We start from the raw sequence: 19,016 nt of genomic DNA, 5'->3' as shown, positions 1-19,016 counted from the left end.
GCTCACAGCTCACAGCTCACAGCTCACAGCTCACAGCTCACAGCTCACGCTGATTATGTAATCGGACGTGTTTTTTGTCAAGCATTAAAACAGGCATTTTCACATTTTTGTGAGAAGGCTTTTTATGTTGAGTTTTCTGAGTTATCTTTAGAGAGAAATGGGGAGCTACAATATGCATAACCATTTCTCAAACGAAGTTGATGGACAACTCAAGTTTTATCAAGATTATCTACCTCTAGTTGATAATACTTTGAAAATAGATGATATTTTAACGGATTACACAGATGGTATTGTAAATGGAAATCTGATTGAATTTAAAGTTGTTATCAATGATATTAACACTGTTCTATTCCAAGCCATCAAATATCTATCTGCTCGGAGAATCAAAGGAAAAGAAATTCCCAAAAACATTCTGCTTGTGTCGCTAACGAATGAAAAAATCTACGTTTTTGATAGTCAGGACTATTTAACACATATCGAAAAAGTATATTTTGGTGGTGCAAGTGTAAAAACCTCTGGTTTTTCTTCTGGTAATCCTCTTGCAGTTTTAGAATACGGTCAAAATCAACTAGACGAAGATCGTCTTATTAAATTACTACGTTCAAAGCAATATACAAAAATTAACATCGATGAAAACTGTATTGTTGGTTGGGCAGAACGTTTTTATCGTGAAAACAAAGGAGCTAAAAAGTCTGATTTTATTGGTGATCATACTGGTAAAGTTAAAATTATTGGTGAAATTCGGAAACCTGAGAAACTAAAAGAATTTATCAATCCCTATATCGGTGAAACTAATGCACAATTTCACTATTTGATGGATAAACTCAATGATACTTTACAAAAGAAAAACTTAGGAGCTTTCTACACTCCTGAACCTTATGTTCAAAAGTCATTGGAGCTAGTCCGACAAGCTATTAAGCGTGTTCCAGAAGGAAATGATTATATTATTTTGGATAGATGTGCCGGAACTGGAAATTTAGAGAAATTAATGAGTGATGAGGAATTAAGTCACTGCGTATTGTCAACTGTCGAATACTATGAGTATAAAGTTCTGCTAGAGTTACTCGGTGACAAAGTTCGTAACATTATTCCACCAACTGAAAAAGAAGATACTTTTAATATGGGGTTAGTCCGAGGAGCGGATGCTCTTAGCGAGGAATATATCAATAATGAAATTATTCAAAACTATATCAACGATCCAAAATTAACAATTATTTTGTATGAAAATCCACCTTATGCGGAAACAACTTCTATCGAACATCAAAAAGCTGGTTCAGGTAAATCATCGTCTGCTTGGAAAAAAAGCTTTTTAGTAAACGAAATGAAAAAAGAAGTAAGAGGTCCAGCAACAAATGACCTTGGAAATATTTTTATTTGGTCTGCTTTCAAATATTATTTACGCCAACCAACAGATTCTTATATTGTCTATAGTCCAGTGAAATACTGGAAAGCTCAACATTTAGTCAATCAAAAATTTTTAGGTGGGTTTGCCTTTAACCGCAAACACTTTCACACTAACATCGATGCAATGATTATGTGTGCTCTTTGGAGTAACGAAGAGTTCTTTCAAGAATGCCTTGCTTTAGAAGCATATAACATTGATAAGCAAGGGAGAATTATTCGAGAAGACAATCTAAATATTGAAAAAACTTATTCAAAATACAGTGAATGTTACTATGATAAACGAAATGATAGCAACGATAGATTTGACGGAATCCATACAGGTCTAAATGGTCTAGAACCCGAGGGGCAAAAATTAAGAATAAAACCACGTTACAATAAAAATATCATTGGATACTTAGTTGCTGATAGTGTCGGATTTGATAATCCTGATGCTAAATCAAGCTTATTGATAGCGGGTAGATATAATGGAAATGGTTTTTTCCTTCGTTCTGATAATTTCTTAGAAAAGCTCCCAATGTTTGCCGCCAGTCGCTACATTACTTATAATCGTCACTGGACACAGCGTGCTAATATTATGAAATCTGCCGATGGCGCTGAACGTTTTAATAAAGCTGTATCAAGTAACAAGATTGAACAAGACTTATTAAAAATTCTGCTCTTCACAACACTTGAAACGCAAAATCACATGAGAAGTTTATATGGTTCTGATGGACGATTCTACCGAAATGAGTTGTCATTGGATAACTCTAATGGAGATACGCTAGCAACAGTCAACTTAGCAAAATTGAAACAAGGTTCTAAAGAGACTGATTTATTTGAACAATGGGGAAAAGTCCTAACAGAAGCTAAGAAAACGAAAAATTATAATTCTAAATTAACGTATTCAGTATATCAGATTATTGATGAGCTTAACACATCTGAAAAAGATGAAAATGATAAGACAATCTATAACTATCCCGAATTAAACGGACACTTGAATACATTGAAAACAAAGGTAAAAGAATATTATAATTCTGAAATTGTTCCATTCCTATTTGAGTATGAATTTTTGAAATAAGCATGAAAAAGACGATTTCCGCTTGGAAATCGCCTTTTTGATATTCTCGTAAGTACTATATATTGTGTCTTGTGTAAACTGATATATAGTTCCCAAAAAGTAAATACTAGCTTCAAAAAAGGAAAGAAAAAATGACGAATCTTCATTGTCAGTAGGACTCTGAATTATGTAATTATTGATCTTAAGAAACATTTAGAAATGCTTCCAAAGATCAGAAAACCCTCTTCTCTAGAATTAATTATTTGGTAGTCGATGTCATCGCATCTTGTTGTAACTTCTTTTTTATGCTATATTGGTAGAAAATATTTTTAAATGGAGGAGAAGTATGGAATCAATCTTTTTAAAACTAGCCCAGTATCCAATAGTGGAGACAGAGCGTTTATTGCTTAGACCTGTATCCTTGGATGATGCAGAAGCCATGTTTGAGTATGCCTCGGACAGAGAAAACACGCGTTACACTTTTCCAACCGATCAAAGCTTGGAAGAAACCAAGAATAACATTGCTCAGTTCTACTTGGCAAATCCCTTGGGACGCTGGGGAATAGAACTAAAAAGCAATGGTCAGTTTATTGGAACCATTGACTTGCACAAGATTGATCCTGTTCTTAAGAAGGCAGCTATTGGCTACATTATCAATAAAAAGTATTGGAATCAAGGATTAACGACAGAAGCCAATCGTGCTGTGATTGAACTGGCTTTTGAGAAGATAGGGATGAATAAGTTGACTGCCCTTCACGATAAGGATAATCCTGCGTCAGGCAAGGTAATGGAGAAATCAGGTATGCGCTTCTCCCACGAAGAACCTTATGCTTGTATGGACCAGCATGAAAAAGGTCGTATCGTTACAAGAGTTCATTATGTATTGACCAAGGAAGACTATTTTGCAAATTAATAAGCAGTTGAGAAGAAATTTTCAACTGTTTTTTCTTCCTCTTACGAATAATCTAAGAGAGGAGAAAATATGGAAGCAATTATCGAGAAAATCAAAGAGTATAAAATCATTGTTATCTGTACTGGACTAGGTTTACTTGTCGGCGGATTTTTCCTGCTAAAGCCAGCTCCACCAACACCTGTCAAGGAAACGAATTTGCAGGCAGAAGTTGCAGCTGTTTCCAAGGATTTATTAACCGAAAAGGAAGTGAAGAAGGAAGAAAAGGCAGAACCTCTTGAACAAGACCTAATCACAGTAGATGTGAAGGGTGCTGTTAAATCGCCAGGGATTTATGATTTGCCTGTAGGTAGTCGAGTAAATGATGCCGTTCAGAAGGCAGGTGGCCTGACAGAGCAAGCAGACAGCAAATCGCTCAATCTAGCTCAGAAAGTTAGTGATGAAGCTCTGGTCTACGTTCCAATTAAGGGAGAAGAAGCAGCTAGTCAACAGACTGGTTCGGGGACGGATTCTTCGACAAGTAAAGCAAAGAAGGTCAATCTCAACAAGGCCAGTCTGGAAGAGCTTAAACAGGTCAAGGGTCTGGGTGACAAACGAGCTCAGGATATTATCGACCATCGTGAGGCAAATGGCAAGTTCAAGTCAGTAGACGAGCTCAAGAAGGTCTCTGGCATTGGTGCCAAAACAATAGAAAAGCTAAAAGACTATGTTACAGTGGATTAAGAAGTTCCCCATTCCCCTCATTTACCTGAGTTTTCTGTTACTTTGGCTTTATTACGCTATTTTCTCAGGATCCTATCTCGCTTTGCTCGGCTTTATTTTTTTGCTAGTCTGTCTCTTTGTACAATTTCCTTGGAGATCTGCTAGCAAAGTTCTAGTGCTTTGTGGAATCTTTGGTTTCTGGTTTCTGTTTCAAAATTGGCAACAGATTCAAGCTGGTCAAAACCTAGAGGATTCTGTTGAAAGGGTACGGATTTTACCAGACACTATTAAGGTCAATGGTGATAGTCTGTCCTTTCGTGGCAAGTCTGATGGACGCATTTTTCAAGTTTATTATAAACTCCAGTCCGAGGAGGAGAAAGAAGCCTTTCAAGCTTTAACAGCCCTTCATGATTTGGAACTTGAAGGAAAACTATCAGAGCCAGAAGGGCAGAGAAATTTTGGTGGCTTTGACTACCAAGCCTATCTGAAGACTCAGGGAATTTACCAGACACTCAATATCAAAAAAATCCAGTCCCTTAAACAGGTTAGCAGTTGGGATATAGGAGAAAATCTATCCAGTTTACGCCGAAAGGCTGTGGTTTGGATTAAGACACATTTTCCAGACCCTATGCGCAATTACATGACAGGGCTCTTGTTAGGACATCTGGACACCGACTTTGAGGAGATGAACGAGCTTTATTCTAGTCTAGGAATTATCCACCTCTTTGCCTTGTCGGGTATGCAGGTAGGCTTTTTCATGGATGTCTTTAAGAAACTCCTCTTGCGATTAGGCTTGACCCAAGAAAAGTTGAAATGGCTGACCTATCCCTTTTCCCTTATCTATGCAGGGCTGACAGGATTTTCAGCATCAGTCATTCGCAGTCTTTTGCAAAAGTTACTGGCTCAACATGGTGTTAAGGGCTTGGATAATTTTGCCTTGACGGTCCTTGTACTCTTTATCATTATGCCTAACTTTTTCCTGACGGCAGGAGGAGTTTTGTCATGTGCTTATGCTTTTATCTTGACCATGACCAGTAAAGAAGGGGAGGGGTTTAAGGCTATTGCCAGAGAAAGTCTGGTTATTTCTTTGGGAATATTACCCATTCTATCCTTCTATTTTGCGGAATTTCAACCTTGGTCCATCCTTTTGACCTTTGTCTTTTCCTTTCTTTTTGACTTGGTCTTCTTACCGCTCTTGTCTATCTTATTTGCCCTTTCCTTTCTCTATCCAGTCATTCAGCTGAATTTTATTTTTGAATGGTTGGAGGGGATGATTCGCTTTGTATCACAGGTGGCAAGTAGACCTCTGGTCTTTGGACAACCCAATGCATGGCTGTTAATACTACTATTAATTTCTTTGGCTTTAGTCTATGATTTGAGGAAAAATATCAAAAGAGTAGCTGGCTTCAGCTTACTGATTGTGGGTCTCTTTTTCTTGACCAAGCATCCACTGGAAAATGAAATTACCATGCTGGATGTGGGGCAAGGCGAAAGTATTTTCCTACGGGATGTAACTGGTAAGACTATTCTCATAGATGTCGGTGGCAAGGCAGAATCTGATAAGAAAATTGAAAAATGGCAAGAAAAGGCAACGACTAGCAATGCCCAGCGAACCTTGATTCCCTACCTCAAAAGTCGAGGAGTGGCCATGATTGACCAGCTAATTTTGACTAACACGGACAAGGAACATGTTGGTGATTTGCTGGAGGTGACCAAGGCATTCCATGTAGGCGAAATTTTAGTGTCAAAAGGCAGTTTGAAACAGAAGGAAATTGTTGCAGAACTAGAGGCGACTCAAACCAAGGTGCGCAGTGTGACAGTTAGGGAGTACTTGCCCATTTTCGGAAGTCAGTTAGAAGTCCTATCTCCAAGGAAAATTGGAGATGGAGGTCATGAAGATTCCCTTGTTCTGTATGGGAAACTCTTGGATAAGCACTTTCTCTTCACTGGAAATTTGGAGGAGAAAGGAGAGAAGGACTTGCTGAAGCACTATCCTGACCTAGAAGTGGATGTTTTGAAAGCTGGCCAACATGGCTCTAAAAAATCATCAAGTTCAGCCTTTCTAGAAAAACTCAAACCAGAGCTTACTCTTATTTCAGTTGGAAAGAGCAATCGAACGAAACTCTCCCATCAGGAAATCTTGACACGACTGGAAGGTATCAATAGTAAAGTTTACCGAACTGACCAGCAAGGAGCTATACGCTTTAAGGGGTTGAATAGTTGGAAAATCGAAAGTGTTCGATAGGAAGGACAAATATTATATATTAGTAAAATAAACTAAAAATCTGTTGCATAATAATGATAAAAACGATATAATGAAAGCGCCTTCAATATTAATGATATAAAATCATTAAAAATTAGCAAAAACCGTTTAATTAGTTAGTTTATGATCTATTGGTCTTTTTTAGTCCAGTGTATCTGCTTTGACAGTGACTAAAAGTTATCGGTATGATTGGAATACTGCTTGGGAGTATACTACCAACTATCACAACCATCAATATATTTGGATTCCGTCATGGTCTCGTTATAACAGCTATTCTGAGTATAGAGTTGGCGGAGGCTGGAATTATGAACGTTTTGAGGTCATAAACTACTATACTGGCGGATATTAATAGTTAAACGTTTAGAAGAAGGAGAGATGGATATGTTAAGGCTTACTCATGTTACCTTAAAAACGCGACAAGTCATCTTGCAAGATGCGGATTTTACATTTGAAAAGGGTAGGATTTATGGTATTCTTGCTATCAATGGCTCTGGAAAGACGACATTGTTCCGCGCCATTAGCAATTTAATTCCTATAAGTAGTGGAAATATTGTAGCCCCTCCTTCTTTATTTTATTATGAAAGCATTGAATGGCTGGATGGAAACTTAAGTGGGATGGACTATCTTCGCCTGATCAAGAACATCTGGAAGTCAGGGCTGAACTTGGGGGATGAAATTACCTATTGGGAAATGTCTGACTATATCAGCCTTCCCATTCGTAAGTATTCCTTAGGCATGAAGCAACGCTTGGTGATTGCCATGTATTTCCTCAGTCAGGCGAAATGCTGGCTTATGGATGAGATTACAAATGGCTTAGATGAGTATTATCGACAGAAGTTTTTTGATAGGCTAGCAAAAATCGATAGACAAGAACAGCTGGTTCTTTTAAGTTCCCACTATAAGGAAGAGTTGCTTGATGTCTGCGATAGAGTAGTAACCATTCATCAGGGGCAGATAGAAGAGGTTTAGTTTATGAAAGATATTAGTCTATTTTTATTAAAAAAAGTTTTCAAAAGTCGCTTAAACTGGATTATCTTAGCTTTATTTGTTTCAACTCTTGGTATTAGCTTTTATTTCAATAGTCGGACTGCAAACTATGTCAGCTTGGAGAACAGGTTGGAAACTCGTACTGCAGCCAACGAGAGAGCTATCAATGAAAATGAAGAGAAGCTCTCCCAAATGTCTGACACCAGCACGGAGGAATACCAGTTTGCTAAAGAAAATTTAGACTTGCAAAAAAATCTTTTGACGCAAAAGAAAGAAATTCTGACTTTATTAAAAGAAGGACGCTGGGAAGAAGCCTACTATTTGCAGTGGCAAGCTGAGGAAAAGAGTTATGAAACTGTATCAAATGACCCAACTTCTAGCTCGGACTTAAAAATAGCGGTTGACCGCGAACGAAAGACTTACCAAGCCCTGTATCCCTTGAACATAAAAGCCCACGATTTAGATTATCCGACCCACGGGATTGATCAGATTGTCTGGATTTTAGAGGCTATCATCCCAACCTTGTTTGTGATTGCGATTATTTTTATGCTGACACAACTTTTTGCAGAAAGATATCAAAATCATCTGGACACAGCTCAGTTATATCCTTTTTCAAAAGTGGCATTTGCCATATCTTCTCTTGGAGTTGGGGTGAGCTATGTAACTGTGCTGTTTATTGGAATCTGTGGTTTTTCTTTCCTAGTGGGAAGTCTGATAAGTGGTTTTGGACAGTTAGATTATCCCTACCCGATTTATAGCTTAGTGAATCAAGAGGTAACTATTGGAAAGATACAAGATGTGTTATTTCCTAGCTTGTTACTAGCTTTCTTAGCTTTTATCATCATTGTGGAAGTAGTGTACTTGATTGCTTACTTTTTCAAGCAAAACATGCCTGTCCTCTTTCTTTCACTTATTGGGATTGTTGGCTTATTGTTTAGTATTCAAATAATTCAGCCTCTTCAAAAGATTGCACATCTGATTCCCTTTACTTACTTGCGTTCAGTGGAGATTTTGTCTGGAAGATTACCTAAGCTGATTGATAATGTCAATCTAAATTGGGACATGGGGCTAGTTTTACTTCCTTGCCTGATTATCCTTTTGTTAGTGGGGATTCTATTTATCGAAAGATGGGGAAGTTCACGGAAAAAGGAAGTTTTTAATAGATTCTAGCTTTCCTATACAGAAAATAAGAAAAAACTAACATAGAGAGGGAATCACCTTGGTTCTCTCTTTTTGATGCGGAAACCAAGACAAAATACAAACACAAACTTTTCAAAAAAATAACTTTTTATCTTGACAAGGGCTAGAAAACTTGGTATCATATAAAAGTTGAGAAAAGCAGAAGTGAGAGCTTCTCGCCTTGTGACATTAAGTTGCCTGGCCCTACGGATGAAAAGTTTCTAAGAAACGCTATCATAACGTGCGGGCTTGTATATTTACGAGTCCGCTATTGTTTTTCTCTAATAAAACAAAAGAGGTGAAAACCATAGCAAAGCAAGACTTATTCATCAATGATGAGATTCGTGTACGTGAAGTTCGCTTGATTGGTCTTGAAGGAGAACAGCTAGGCATCAAGCCACTCAGTGAAGCGCAAGCTTTGGCTGATAACGCTAATGTTGACCTAGTATTGATTCAACCCCAAGCCAAACCGCCTGTTGCAAAAATTATGGACTACGGTAAGTTCAAATTTGAGTACCAGAAGAAGCAAAAAGAACAACGTAAAAAACAAAGTGTTGTTACTGTGAAAGAAGTTCGTCTAAGTCCAACTATTGACAAGGGTGACTTTGATACAAAACTTCGCAATGCACGCAAATTCCTTGAAAAAGGAAATAAAGTTAAGGTATCTATTCGCTTTAAGGGTCGTATGATTACCCATAAAGAGATTGGTGCAAAAGTTTTAGCCGAGTTTGCTGAAGCAACTCAAGATATTGCCATCATCGAACAACGTGCTAAAATGGATGGACGTCAAATGTTCATGCAATTGGCGCCAGCGACTGACAAAAAATAATTGTCAGAAAGTTAAATAAAGGAGAAAAAATCATGCCAAAACAAAAAACACACCGCGCATCAGCTAAACGTTTCAAACGTACAGGTTCTGGTGGACTTAAACGTTTCCGTGCTTACACTTCTCACCGTTTCCACGGAAAAACTAAGAAACAACGTCGTCATCTTCGTAAAGCATCTATGGTGCATTCAGGAGATTACAAACGTATCAAAGCAATGCTTACTCGCTTGAAATAATAGCTTGACTGTAAGTAAACAATTCTAGGAAATATTTGGAGGAAATAAAACATGGCACGTGTTAAAGGTGGCGTTGTATCACGCAAACGTCGTAAACGTATTCTTAAATTAGCAAAAGGTTACTATGGAGCTAAACACATCTTGTTCCGTACTGCAAAAGAACAAGTAATGAACTCTTACTACTATGCATACCGTGACCGTCGTCAGAAAAAACGTGACTTCCGCAAATTGTGGATCACTCGTATCAACGCGGCAGCTCGTATGAACGGACTTTCATACTCACAATTGATGCATGGTTTGAAATTGGCTGAGATCGAAGTTAACCGTAAAATGCTTGCTGACTTGGCTGTTAACGATGCAGCAGCTTTCACAGCTCTTGCAGATGCAGCTAAAGCAAAACTTGGTAAATAATAACTGATAAGACTGGAACAGGATTGTCCCAGTCTTTTTAAAAATAAAGGAGAAAAATATGGCTTCAAAAATGCTACATACTTGCTTGCGAGTAGAAAATCTTGAAAAATCAATCGCATTTTATCAAGATGCTTTTGGATTTAAAGAATTGCGTCGCAGAGATTTTCCAGACCATGCCTTCACGATTGTCTATCTAGGTCTTGAGGGTGATGACTATGAGTTGGAGTTGACTTATAACTACGATCATGGTCCTTATGTGGTTGGAGATGGATTTGCCCATATCGCCCTAAGTACACCTGATCTTGAGGCGCTTCATCAAGACCATAGTGCCAAAGGTTATGAAGTGACTGAGCCAAATGGTCTACCAGGAACTGCACCAAACTATTACTTTGTCAAAGATCCTGATGGCTACAAGGTTGAAGTCATTCGTGAAAAATAATCTCGTGAAGTCAAGTGGAATGTTCGTGTAAGTGGTAAGAGTTTTTAGAAAATCAAATAATTCAATATTTTTAGGAGAACAGAGAAATCTGTTCTCTTTTTTGTTCGCTTAAAATTCTATTTGAGAGGAGTTCAACGATGGTAGGATTAGAGATTGTAATGAATTTAGACACGTTAGAAATCTTTGACGTTATCGATCATGATGAGAATGGAAACAGCGAACAAGCGCCTTCAACCATCCAATTAAGCTTATTTGACTCAATGACGTGCATTTGACAGAAGGAGATAAATTAGGATGGACAGAGAAGCGCTATACAATGAATTAATTCAAAGCGAACCATTAGGTTTCATTGATCCATTTTCTGACCTTGGCGAATTTGATCCTCTTCAGCTGAAATTTAAACAACCCGTAAAGAATCTAGTGAATCGATATTCAGGCCAACCTTACAGCTTGGCTTGGCAACATAAAATTATGGAAATGCGGAAGTTGTTTATTGATTATCAGATAGCATTAAATGAAGAAGATAAGCAGATTAACTTTCAGCGAAGAACAAGAAGCGAAGAGTCCAAAGAACATGCTACCACTATTGTAACAACATATTTGAAGTTGGGATTTAGTTTTAAAGAAATTGAGAAGCGTGTTTCTTTATCTTACAAACAACTTCGTAGAGGATGGAGAAGAAGTGACCATGTAATGACAAGTAGTCCTGAATTTTATGGCAAAAGGGACTTATCCGAAGGTTACTGTTTACCGAGTAAAAAGCTACCTAAAAGTATGAGAATCAATGAGGAGTAATTATCATGAAAGAAGCAGTATTAAAGAAAGGTATTTGTCAAAAATGCGGATGTACTTGGACTACCCCTTGTGTTGTTGAAAAATGGGGTAGTTGTTGGTGGATGGATCGAGATGAGACTATTTGTAGCCACTGTTTTTTGGGGTTTAATGATGAAAGAAATTAAAAATCATATGAAATTTCTAGATCTGTTTGCAGGTATCGGTGGCTTTCGTCTTGGTATGGAGTCCGCTGGTCACGAATGTATAGGATTTTGCGAAATAGACAAATTTGCAAGAGCTAGCTACAAAGCTATACACGATACGAAAGGAGAAATAGAACTACATGACATCACAGCAGTATCAGATGAGTCTATTCGAAGAATCGGACGTGTGGACATTATCTGTGGAGGATTTCCGTGCCAGGCTTTCAGCATTGCAGGAAACAGACGAGGTTTTGAAGATACACGAGGAAGTCTCTTCTTTGAAATTGCAAGGTTCGCATCTATTCTCAGACCTAAATATCTATTGCTTGAGAACGTCAAAGGACTCCTCAACCATGACGGAGGAGCTACATTTGAAACCATCCTCGGAGCCTTGGATGAATTGGGGTACAATGTGGAATGGCAAATCCTTAACAGCAAGGATTTTGGAGTACCCCAAAACAGAGAACGGGTGTTCGTTATCGGACATCTTAGAGGAGAATGTACCAGAAGAGTTTTTCCTCTCTCAAAAAGTTGCCAGCAAGCTAATTCAATCAAAAAGCAGTACAGCAATACCATTACAACCAGATATGGCAACTCACAAGGAGCAGGGGCGTACATTGTTGAAAGTAAATCGCAGAAAGTGAGGTCTATCGGAAACATCCATCCTTCAGGAAATGGGATGAATGGAGAGGTTTATGAATCAGCTGGATTGGCTCCCACACTCACAACCAACAAGGGAGAGGGGCAAAAGATAGCCATACCTGTTTTAACTCCTGATTGCACGGATAAACGACAAAATGGGTGCAGGTGTAAGTCTAACGAAGAACCTATGTTTACTTTGACTACGCAAGATAAGCATGGAATTCTAATCGCAGGGAAATTGCCTGGAAATCATGACCAAAACTCAAGAGTATATGATACAAATGGACTAGCTCCCACTCTATCCACAATGCAAGGTGGTGGGCAAGAACCTAAAATAATCCAACGTGGTCATGGTTATAACCAAGGTGGAGAACATGACATCGCTCCTACTTTAACTAGGAATAGCTATCAGGAAAATAATTATTTATCAGATGGATTTAGGATCAGAAAGTTGACACCTCGTGAGTGTTGGAGATTACAAGGATTTCCAGATTGGGCTTTTGATAAGGCGCAAGAAGTGAATAGCAACAGTCAATTATACAAGCAAGCAGGAAATAGCGTGACTGTGAGTGTCATTGCTGCTATCGCAAAGGAATTGGAAATACTTATAGAATAGTTGCTATCAGAAGAATTGTTGAATAAATGAGGAAGAACATAAGAGGAAAGAAATATGAAAAATACAGACTGGAAAAAAATTACACAAAGACCCCTTACTAGCGAAGAAAAAAAGGAATACGGAGATGAAGTTGAATTCATGTGGGACGGGAAAACCCCTGAATTAGACGAAGAGGTTCTTGTTTACACAAGTGAAAGCGAAGAAGTGTATACAGATATCTGGGTTGATTTTAACGATGGCATTGGTTTTGAAAATACTTGTAGTAATGTTATTTATTGGATGAGTTTCCCAAAACCGCCTGAAATTACTGTTACATATCCACGCTTTGTGGACGTTGACCGAAATGGTGTTTTTCAAAAGGTGTTTGAAACATCTAATGGAAATGAGGAGTGGTGTTCTCCTACTGGACGTGAGTTACAAGAAGGTCCGGATGTTATGGACCACTGGCTCGAATACGAGGACAGTGAAGGTGAACTTCACTACGGTAGATAGTTTCTATCACCATTTTATTTGTTAGTTTATTTATTTTAAAAGCCTAGAAATAAGCAAGGAGGAAATTATATGATTTTTGGTTTTATTGTATTGTTTGTTGTAGGAGTGTGCATTTCGTTCAATGGAGTATTTATCATAGCTAAAAATACAGACATCACACTTAGCTGGAGTGGTAAGAAAGATTTCTTTCCAAATCTAACTACTTGGGAATGGATGGTGAGTATCTTTTTAATTATTGTAGGAGGGGGAATGATATACCTATCGTCTGCTGATTTGTTACCGTATCTTATAAATTCATTTGAGCTAAAATAGGAGGCATAGTATGACAGTATTGTATTATTATTTTTTCATAGCAAAGGATAGATTGAAATCCATAAGGGAAAACATTCTTTATTCTAAGAGTTTGCGGAAAGTGCTGGGTAATATAGTTCTTTGCTTTATCTCGCTTATAGCTGTCCCTTTTTCTTATTCTTATCTTCTAATATATCTCGGCAACTGGATTTCAATGTCGTTAATAAGTTCTGGATTAATTGAGAATAAAATAATGCAGTTCATGTTATTGGGATTTTTACTTGTCATAGTCATTGATACAGTCGTTTTACTCATTATCTCAGTGTTGGGAAGTGGGGCTTTATCTCTTTGGATAATGGCAAGGTACTCTTATGAATTATTTGGCAAAGAATTACAGGATAAGAAAGAAAAAAGGGTTGCAAATTTACCAGACAGTAAAAAAGAATCCGTAAATTTTTTAAGGTATAGTTTAATGATCTTGTTAGCAATGATACTGGTCGTTGCTCTTCTATATATTTTCAATGCTGAACTACTTTTGAAATTATTAAATCTCATAATTGATTTTTGTCAAAAATTTATTGATTTATTTTCTTTTTAGATTATTGCTATCTCCACTATCATTGTTTAAATAATGAGAAATTAAATATGAAAAAGATTGATTTACTAAAATGCTTATCCATCATTACAAAAGACGGATTAAGAACACAAAAATTTAAGAATAGCCATCTACAGCTCATCTCTTCAGCTGAAGAAGGAAGACGAGGCTCTGTATTTGCTTATCGTTCAAAAGCGAATATGGTGAAGGCACGTGGTGTTGTTTTAACCTCTGTCGAATCATTGCTGGAGAACCAGGATCAATTTACACACTGGACTCCTAACGTATATTGCTACGGAAGCTATAGTGATGCTGGTCGACGGATTACACGTGGCCACTCTGAGGATAATCTTAGACAGATTAACACATTCTACATTGACTTCGATATTACCTCTGCAGCTGAAGAAATGACAACAGGAGATATTTTAACTGCTTCCCTGGAGCTAGGTTTTATGCCGACGTTGATTCTAAAATCTGATAAAGGATTCCAAGCCTATTTTGTTCTCTCAGAATCAGCCTATGTTACAGCTCATTCTCAATTTCGAGTGGTGAAAGTGGCCAAAGCGATTTCTCAAAATTTGAGAAATTACTTTGCTCAAACTTTACCAGTAGACTTGACTTGTAACCATTTTGGGATTGCTCGGATTCCTCGAACTGATAATGTAGAATTCTTTGATGCTGATTATACCTATTCGTTCCAGGAGTGGTTAGATTGGTCGATGAAGCAATCAGATTTTCCCTTCCCAAGTAAAAAGCCCAATTTGACGGTTATTTCAGGTTCTGAAGGGGTGAAACAGATTGATGAACCTTGGTATCAATTGCTGATGAGAGAGGGGAATATCAAAGGTGGAAAAGCCTTGATGGGAAGAAACAACGTTCTTTTCACGCTAGCTTTAGCCAACTTCTCTTCAGGAATCGATCAGGAAGAATGTGAGGAGGTTCTTTCTAGTTTTAATGCAAATCTAGACGAACCACTCTCTTCAGCTGAATATCATAAGATTATTACAAGCGCCTACTCAGGAAAATATGAAGCTGCTAGTCGTGACTATGTAATGACTTTATGTAAAGCATGGGTCAATCAGGAACTCAAGGCTTCAGATCTCTTTGTGAAGCAACGTTGGTACAAGTTTAAGAAGAAACGTGCTGACAGAAAGAATAGTCATCTTCATGAATGGAAAACAGACGTAATGGCCTATTTAGAAGGCTTCTATCAATCTGAGGATCCATTTATCCAGACGACAAAAAAAGAGATACGAGAGAAGTTGAATATTCCTGAGCGTTCATTAGACAAAGTATTGAAGGTTCTCAAAACAGAACAAAAGATCTTCTTCACAGTCAAACACGGCCGTGGAGGAGGCATCAGATTAGCCTCTATCAAAGCAATCTTCCTTTCCCTTATCAAGGTGAAGAAAGAACGTCAGGAGGCTTATATGGCCAATATTGCTGCTTTCTTTGAAGAAAGTATAGAGTTTACTCAGAGAGTGATAGAAAGGGTTAAAGATAGCTTTAAACAAACACAACAACTATCTCTATTTGAACTTGATATTGGATAATCAAAAAAACCCGTCAACTGCCTTACATTTATATCTACGATTATTACGAGGATATACATGTATATAAAATAACCTATGGAGGAATGATATGATTTTAGTTATAGTTGGATTATTTAGCCTTATATTTGTAGGAGGAGTTTTATTAATTCTCTCACTTATAGGGATTCGTCAACAAGTTCGTTTTGAAAACGGATATGATGATGAGTTAGAGACAGATCAGCTGGCAATGATTGGCCAAAATAGAAAGTGAGAAGAAGAATGAAGTACGTAATTTTCAGTTTTGAATTAGGTGACTATATTTGTAATGGGGAGAATAAAGTTTTAGTTTTTGATACTTTGGGACTAGCTTTTCAGTATCTTCAAAAACATTATCGTAAACCACTTCCTGAACAGAGAAAAAAGAGATTGATTCACTATCCAGATGTGTATCAAGCTCCGTTTAGACTTCTAAAAGTTTGTTAGGAAGGAGGAAAGTCGATGTCAGAGTTATTCAAAATTATTAGAGGATACTACCTAACAGGGGTTGGTCAGGAACCATTGGCTTATTATTTTAAACTTTCATCGGATAACTTAAAATTTGAGTCTGTTTCTGCAGGAGATGTAGCTTTAACTTTTTATCAAAATGAGGAGAGTATTTCTAGTATTCCAGCGATTATTAGAGTAGATAGTGTTATCTCGAATGATAAAATGATTTCAGATTATCTGCAGGAGGAATTGAGAGATCATTATCCAATGTTACCACTTGTCCGTGTATTGGATTCCGAGGAATTTGATCCTTTGCTTTTTCAAGAAGTGATGACAACGTTCACTAACTTGAAATCAGAAATAAAAGAATTGGCCAAGATTGATTATGTTCAAGGATCCATATTTGATTTTATGGATGAGGAGGAAATAGGATGAGAGAGCTTTTTAGATACATCAAGTTAGCTTTAGGGGCTATTCTCGTTATTTTATTTGTAAGTCTCGCAGTTTTAGGAGGATATAGGATGTATAAAGATCATTTTATCTTAGATTATGATCCTCATCTTACTCAGAAAGAATACCAGAATACTGTACTTGATCAAAATGTAAATCTAGTATTTTATAGAAAAGATTGTCCTTACTGTCAGGTTGGAAAAAGTGTAGTTGTAGATGCAGCCAATAAAGGTTCTTATCCTACATTTTACATTGACATTCAGACAGAAGAAGGTCAAAAGTTGGTAGAAAAATACCAGGTTGAAAAAGCTGCAACTATCATCAAAATTCGTAAGGGAAAAATAAAGAAATATCTATATGCTTCGAGGGATTCAGAGGAAACGATTGTAGCAGATGAGAAAGCAATCCAGGAGGCCCTAAATGACTAAAAGAATAAAGCTGAGTAAGTGGGCCGAGACAGCTTTTCAAAGATTGAAATATGTTTAAGGAGGTAGTATGTATCAATTTTTAAATGCTATTGCGCATGGCGTGGTTGGAACTGTCTTGATTGCGATCTGGTTCGTACCGCTCTTCAGGATAACTATATGTGATAACTTTGGAAATGAAATCAAAACGAAAAGGCTGCCATTAGCGTTCTTAATGTTACTAAAAAGTGTTTGGCCAAAAAGTAAGGTTTCATTTATTTGGAAAGGATATAAGAAGCATGAGAAGAACTAAATCATCTAGTTTGAAGCAGAAAAGAGCTAACAAACATTTGAGAGGTATAAAAAATTATACATTATCGAATGAACCAAAAGAGTTCGGTTGTGTGTCAACTTTTGATATGTTGTTTGCAACAAATGTGAGGTATCGAGTTTTTGCAATTTTAGGAGGAATATCTGTTTTTATTTTGCTAGCTTTAGTGCCAATCAATCTCTTTTTGGGCTTTATTGCATATGTAGCAGTAAATTTAGTTCATATGAATTCAAATTTTTTTCAATTAGTTGGAGTGAAAGACGTTTCTTTTATGACAGTCTTTGAATCTTTTTATTTGGGTAATGTCGAGTTGATGAGAGATATATTCGTAACTATTTGTGTAGCTATTATAGTTCTTTCTTTATCGTTATATGGAACGTGGCGTACTGAAAAAAAGACGGATATAACCTCTTTAACAAATCAGTATTATGGAAAAATCAGGAAGGAGAAATAAAATGTCTACTTTAATTGAAATTTCTAAACGCTGGATTGAAAAGATAAAATCCAGCCCAATTTTGCAGCCATTTATTAAGACTAAAGTTTGGTTTCAAGAGAATATTATTAAGAGAAAACTGGTCATTTTTTCAATGTTGTTTGTGACCTGGTTAAGTCTTTTAATGGGAGCGATTTTCTCACCACAAAGACAAACCTATACTTCAGAACAACTCAAAACAAAGCAGGTTTTTGCGAATGGCAGCGGTGAGATGAAACTGGTCAGTCAGGAATATTCACCAGATACTGGAATTATCGTTTTACAATTTGAGACAAAAGATGCTACGACTTCGATAGATCGGGGCATCGATGCCAAACGATTGAAATGGAAACTCTATGCGCAACATAAAGACTCAAAAATAGAGATGGATGTTGTACCAATCATTGATAATAAAGTATCAGTTATTATTAAAGGAGTTCCGAAAAATTTTGGTGCATTTGCGATCGATGTGACGAATCAGACAGTCTCTTCTAGCTCAATTGATGTGAATATTTCATCGCCATCCAGTGATTCTAAAAAGGTTTCTCAGAAGAAATCTGGAGAAGAGGACACTGTACAATTCTTTGTAACTCCTCAAAATCCTCAACTTGAAATCAAAGCTATTGAAGTTGTCTCCAGAGAAGAATTTACTCTTCAGGAAATCGAAAAAGAAATCAATTTCCAGAATGAACAGTCTCAAAAATTGACAACATCAATTTCTCAATTGAAGGAATCTATTGAAGATGATAACTCACGAAAAGCGAGTCTTCAAGCAGAAGCGAAATATCTAACAGGTGATGATCTCGAAGCCAATCAAAAGAATATTGCTACGCTGGATACAAACATCGAAACGAAGAACAGAACCATCGAAACAGCCTATAAAAACATTGAAAAGTTGAAGGCTAAATTGGAGTCTTTGGACAAGAAAAAAGAAGCTGTTAAAGATGGAACATTTGAATTTTCAAACCCTATTGAAACTGTAGAAATGAATTAAAGGAAAGAGAAATAAAATGAAATCAAAGAAAAAGAAAAATGTGGAGAAAAAAGCTGTTGGTAGTTTGTTGGCGCAGAAAGTTTTAAAAACTGAAGTTATTAGTTCAGAAGAAGAGTCTGCATTTTGTGTAGGTTTAGTGTTTGCTTCGCTTTTAGTTATACTACTTCTTACTATGCTTATAACAAAATGGAGTTTTTTTGATTTATTTGTGGGTGTTTAGCTATGAGTAAGAAAAAAATTACCAGCTTTGCAGGAAATAAATTAAGGGATTAAGAAATACGAAATTAGAAAAAGGAGAAAGAATATTGAAAAGCTGAAGGCTAAATTGGAGTCTTTGGACA

General features: G+C 37.0%; 28 protein-coding genes and 1 other annotated feature. All 28 genes read left to right on the top strand.

What is annotated here, in order from left to right:
* Positions 1-180, top strand: a 180-nt coding sequence (locus tag ADH52_RS11555; protein ID WP_204373555.1) for a hypothetical protein, incomplete at its 5' end; no start/stop codon positions are given.
* Positions 173-2,461: a hypothetical protein gene (locus ADH52_RS06430; protein WP_049491844.1), complete on the top strand. Its 2,289-nt coding sequence runs from the start codon at positions 173-175 to the stop codon at positions 2,459-2,461. The genes ADH52_RS11555 and ADH52_RS06430, both read left to right, overlap by 8 nt.
* 325 nt (positions 2,462-2,786) lie before the next feature.
* The gene (locus ADH52_RS06420) at positions 2,787-3,353 is read left to right on the top strand and encodes a GNAT family N-acetyltransferase (RefSeq protein ID WP_049488676.1); all 567 of its coding nucleotides are present in this window, start codon (positions 2,787-2,789) and stop codon (positions 3,351-3,353) included.
* Positions 3,354-3,422: 69 nt separating this feature from the next.
* Complete coding sequence (locus tag ADH52_RS06415) at positions 3,423-4,073, top strand: helix-hairpin-helix domain-containing protein (protein WP_049510621.1); 651 nt, start codon at positions 3,423-3,425, stop codon at positions 4,071-4,073.
* On the top strand, positions 4,057-6,297 hold the full coding sequence (locus ADH52_RS06410; protein ID WP_049510620.1) for a DNA internalization-related competence protein ComEC/Rec2: 2,241 nt from the start codon (positions 4,057-4,059) through the stop codon (positions 6,295-6,297). Before ADH52_RS06415 ends, ADH52_RS06410 begins: the two co-directional genes overlap by 17 nt.
* 178 nt (positions 6,298-6,475) lie before the next feature.
* The gene (locus ADH52_RS11810) at positions 6,476-6,664 is read left to right on the top strand and encodes a hypothetical protein (protein ID WP_049488681.1); all 189 of its coding nucleotides are present in this window, start codon (positions 6,476-6,478) and stop codon (positions 6,662-6,664) included.
* A gap of 32 nt (positions 6,665-6,696) precedes the next feature.
* Positions 6,697-7,284: an ATP-binding cassette domain-containing protein gene (locus ADH52_RS06400; RefSeq protein WP_049488683.1), complete on the top strand. Its 588-nt coding sequence runs from the start codon at positions 6,697-6,699 to the stop codon at positions 7,282-7,284.
* A gap of 3 nt (positions 7,285-7,287) precedes the next feature.
* Positions 7,288-8,472 carry an ABC transporter permease gene (locus ADH52_RS06395; RefSeq protein WP_049510619.1) on the top strand — a complete coding sequence of 395 codons (1,185 nt, stop codon included), beginning with the start codon at positions 7,288-7,290 and terminating at the stop codon, positions 8,470-8,472.
* Between the two features lie 160 nt (positions 8,473-8,632).
* Positions 8,633-8,764: a sequence feature (ribosomal protein L20 leader region), on the top strand.
* A gap of 15 nt (positions 8,765-8,779) precedes the next feature.
* The gene (gene infC / locus ADH52_RS06390; RefSeq protein ID WP_000848180.1) at positions 8,780-9,310 is read left to right on the top strand and encodes a translation initiation factor IF-3; all 531 of its coding nucleotides are present in this window, start codon (positions 8,780-8,782) and stop codon (positions 9,308-9,310) included.
* A gap of 32 nt (positions 9,311-9,342) precedes the next feature.
* Complete coding sequence (rpmI, locus tag ADH52_RS06385; RefSeq protein WP_001125943.1) at positions 9,343-9,543, top strand: 50S ribosomal protein L35; 201 nt, start codon at positions 9,343-9,345, stop codon at positions 9,541-9,543.
* Positions 9,544-9,594: 51 nt separating this feature from the next.
* Entirely contained in the window at positions 9,595-9,954 is a 360-nt protein-coding gene (rplT, locus tag ADH52_RS06380; protein ID WP_000124834.1) for a 50S ribosomal protein L20, read from the top strand.
* Positions 9,955-10,012: 58 nt separating this feature from the next.
* Positions 10,013-10,393: a VOC family protein gene (locus tag ADH52_RS06375; RefSeq protein ID WP_049510618.1), complete on the top strand. Its 381-nt coding sequence runs from the start codon at positions 10,013-10,015 to the stop codon at positions 10,391-10,393.
* Between the two features lie 137 nt (positions 10,394-10,530).
* Positions 10,531-10,668, top strand: coding sequence for a hypothetical protein (locus ADH52_RS11550; RefSeq protein ID WP_193389274.1), 138 nt, complete (start codon positions 10,531-10,533; stop codon positions 10,666-10,668).
* 19 nt (positions 10,669-10,687) lie between these two features.
* A complete protein-coding gene (locus ADH52_RS06370) occupies positions 10,688-11,188 on the top strand; it encodes a hypothetical protein (protein ID WP_049510617.1) in 501 nt (166 codons plus the stop codon).
* Positions 11,189-11,193: 5 nt separating this feature from the next.
* A complete protein-coding gene (locus ADH52_RS11500) occupies positions 11,194-11,352 on the top strand; it encodes a hypothetical protein (RefSeq protein WP_193389273.1) in 159 nt (52 codons plus the stop codon).
* A gap of 7 nt (positions 11,353-11,359) precedes the next feature.
* A complete protein-coding gene (locus ADH52_RS06365; protein ID WP_049510626.1) occupies positions 11,360-12,628 on the top strand; it encodes a DNA cytosine methyltransferase in 1,269 nt (422 codons plus the stop codon).
* 54 nt (positions 12,629-12,682) lie between these two features.
* Positions 12,683-13,120: a hypothetical protein gene (locus tag ADH52_RS06360; RefSeq protein WP_049510616.1), complete on the top strand. Its 438-nt coding sequence runs from the start codon at positions 12,683-12,685 to the stop codon at positions 13,118-13,120.
* Positions 13,121-13,189: 69 nt separating this feature from the next.
* Positions 13,190-13,432, top strand: a complete 243-nt coding sequence (locus ADH52_RS06355) for a hypothetical protein (protein ID WP_049510615.1) — start codon at positions 13,190-13,192, stop codon at positions 13,430-13,432.
* A 10-nt stretch (positions 13,433-13,442) separates the two neighbouring features.
* Positions 13,443-14,009, top strand: a complete 567-nt coding sequence (locus tag ADH52_RS06350; RefSeq protein ID WP_049510614.1) for a hypothetical protein — start codon at positions 13,443-13,445, stop codon at positions 14,007-14,009.
* Positions 14,010-14,056: 47 nt separating this feature from the next.
* Entirely contained in the window at positions 14,057-15,559 is a 1,503-nt protein-coding gene (locus ADH52_RS06345; protein ID WP_049510613.1) for a primase C-terminal domain-containing protein, read from the top strand.
* Between the two features lie 88 nt (positions 15,560-15,647).
* A complete protein-coding gene (locus ADH52_RS11495; protein ID WP_185758285.1) occupies positions 15,648-15,809 on the top strand; it encodes a hypothetical protein in 162 nt (53 codons plus the stop codon).
* A gap of 8 nt (positions 15,810-15,817) precedes the next feature.
* A complete protein-coding gene (locus ADH52_RS11690; protein WP_000878299.1) occupies positions 15,818-16,021 on the top strand; it encodes a hypothetical protein in 204 nt (67 codons plus the stop codon).
* Between the two features lie 15 nt (positions 16,022-16,036).
* Positions 16,037-16,459, top strand: a complete 423-nt coding sequence (locus ADH52_RS06335; protein WP_049510612.1) for a hypothetical protein — start codon at positions 16,037-16,039, stop codon at positions 16,457-16,459.
* Positions 16,456-16,902 carry a thioredoxin domain-containing protein gene (locus ADH52_RS06330; protein ID WP_049510611.1) on the top strand — a complete coding sequence of 149 codons (447 nt, stop codon included), beginning with the start codon at positions 16,456-16,458 and terminating at the stop codon, positions 16,900-16,902. The genes ADH52_RS06335 and ADH52_RS06330 overlap by 4 nt, the downstream gene beginning before the upstream one ends.
* A gap of 67 nt (positions 16,903-16,969) precedes the next feature.
* Positions 16,970-17,191 carry a hypothetical protein gene (locus ADH52_RS06325; protein WP_049494004.1) on the top strand — a complete coding sequence of 74 codons (222 nt, stop codon included), beginning with the start codon at positions 16,970-16,972 and terminating at the stop codon, positions 17,189-17,191.
* The gene (locus tag ADH52_RS06320) at positions 17,178-17,663 is read left to right on the top strand and encodes a hypothetical protein (protein ID WP_049510610.1); all 486 of its coding nucleotides are present in this window, start codon (positions 17,178-17,180) and stop codon (positions 17,661-17,663) included. Before ADH52_RS06325 ends, ADH52_RS06320 begins: the two co-directional genes overlap by 14 nt.
* 1 nt (position 17,664) lies before the next feature.
* Positions 17,665-18,675: a hypothetical protein gene (locus ADH52_RS06315; RefSeq protein ID WP_049510609.1), complete on the top strand. Its 1,011-nt coding sequence runs from the start codon at positions 17,665-17,667 to the stop codon at positions 18,673-18,675.
* A gap of 16 nt (positions 18,676-18,691) precedes the next feature.
* Positions 18,692-18,895 carry a hypothetical protein gene (locus tag ADH52_RS06310; RefSeq protein ID WP_049510608.1) on the top strand — a complete coding sequence of 68 codons (204 nt, stop codon included), beginning with the start codon at positions 18,692-18,694 and terminating at the stop codon, positions 18,893-18,895.
* The last annotated feature ends 121 nt before the right edge of the window (positions 18,896-19,016 follow it).

Origin of the sequence: Streptococcus pseudopneumoniae, from assembly GCF_001072665.1 — a bacterium.
GTDB classification, from domain to species: domain Bacteria; phylum Bacillota; class Bacilli; order Lactobacillales; family Streptococcaceae; genus Streptococcus; species Streptococcus pseudopneumoniae_S.
Note: the sequence above shows the minus strand (reverse complement) of the source record. Positions and strands in the feature narration are given on the sequence as shown.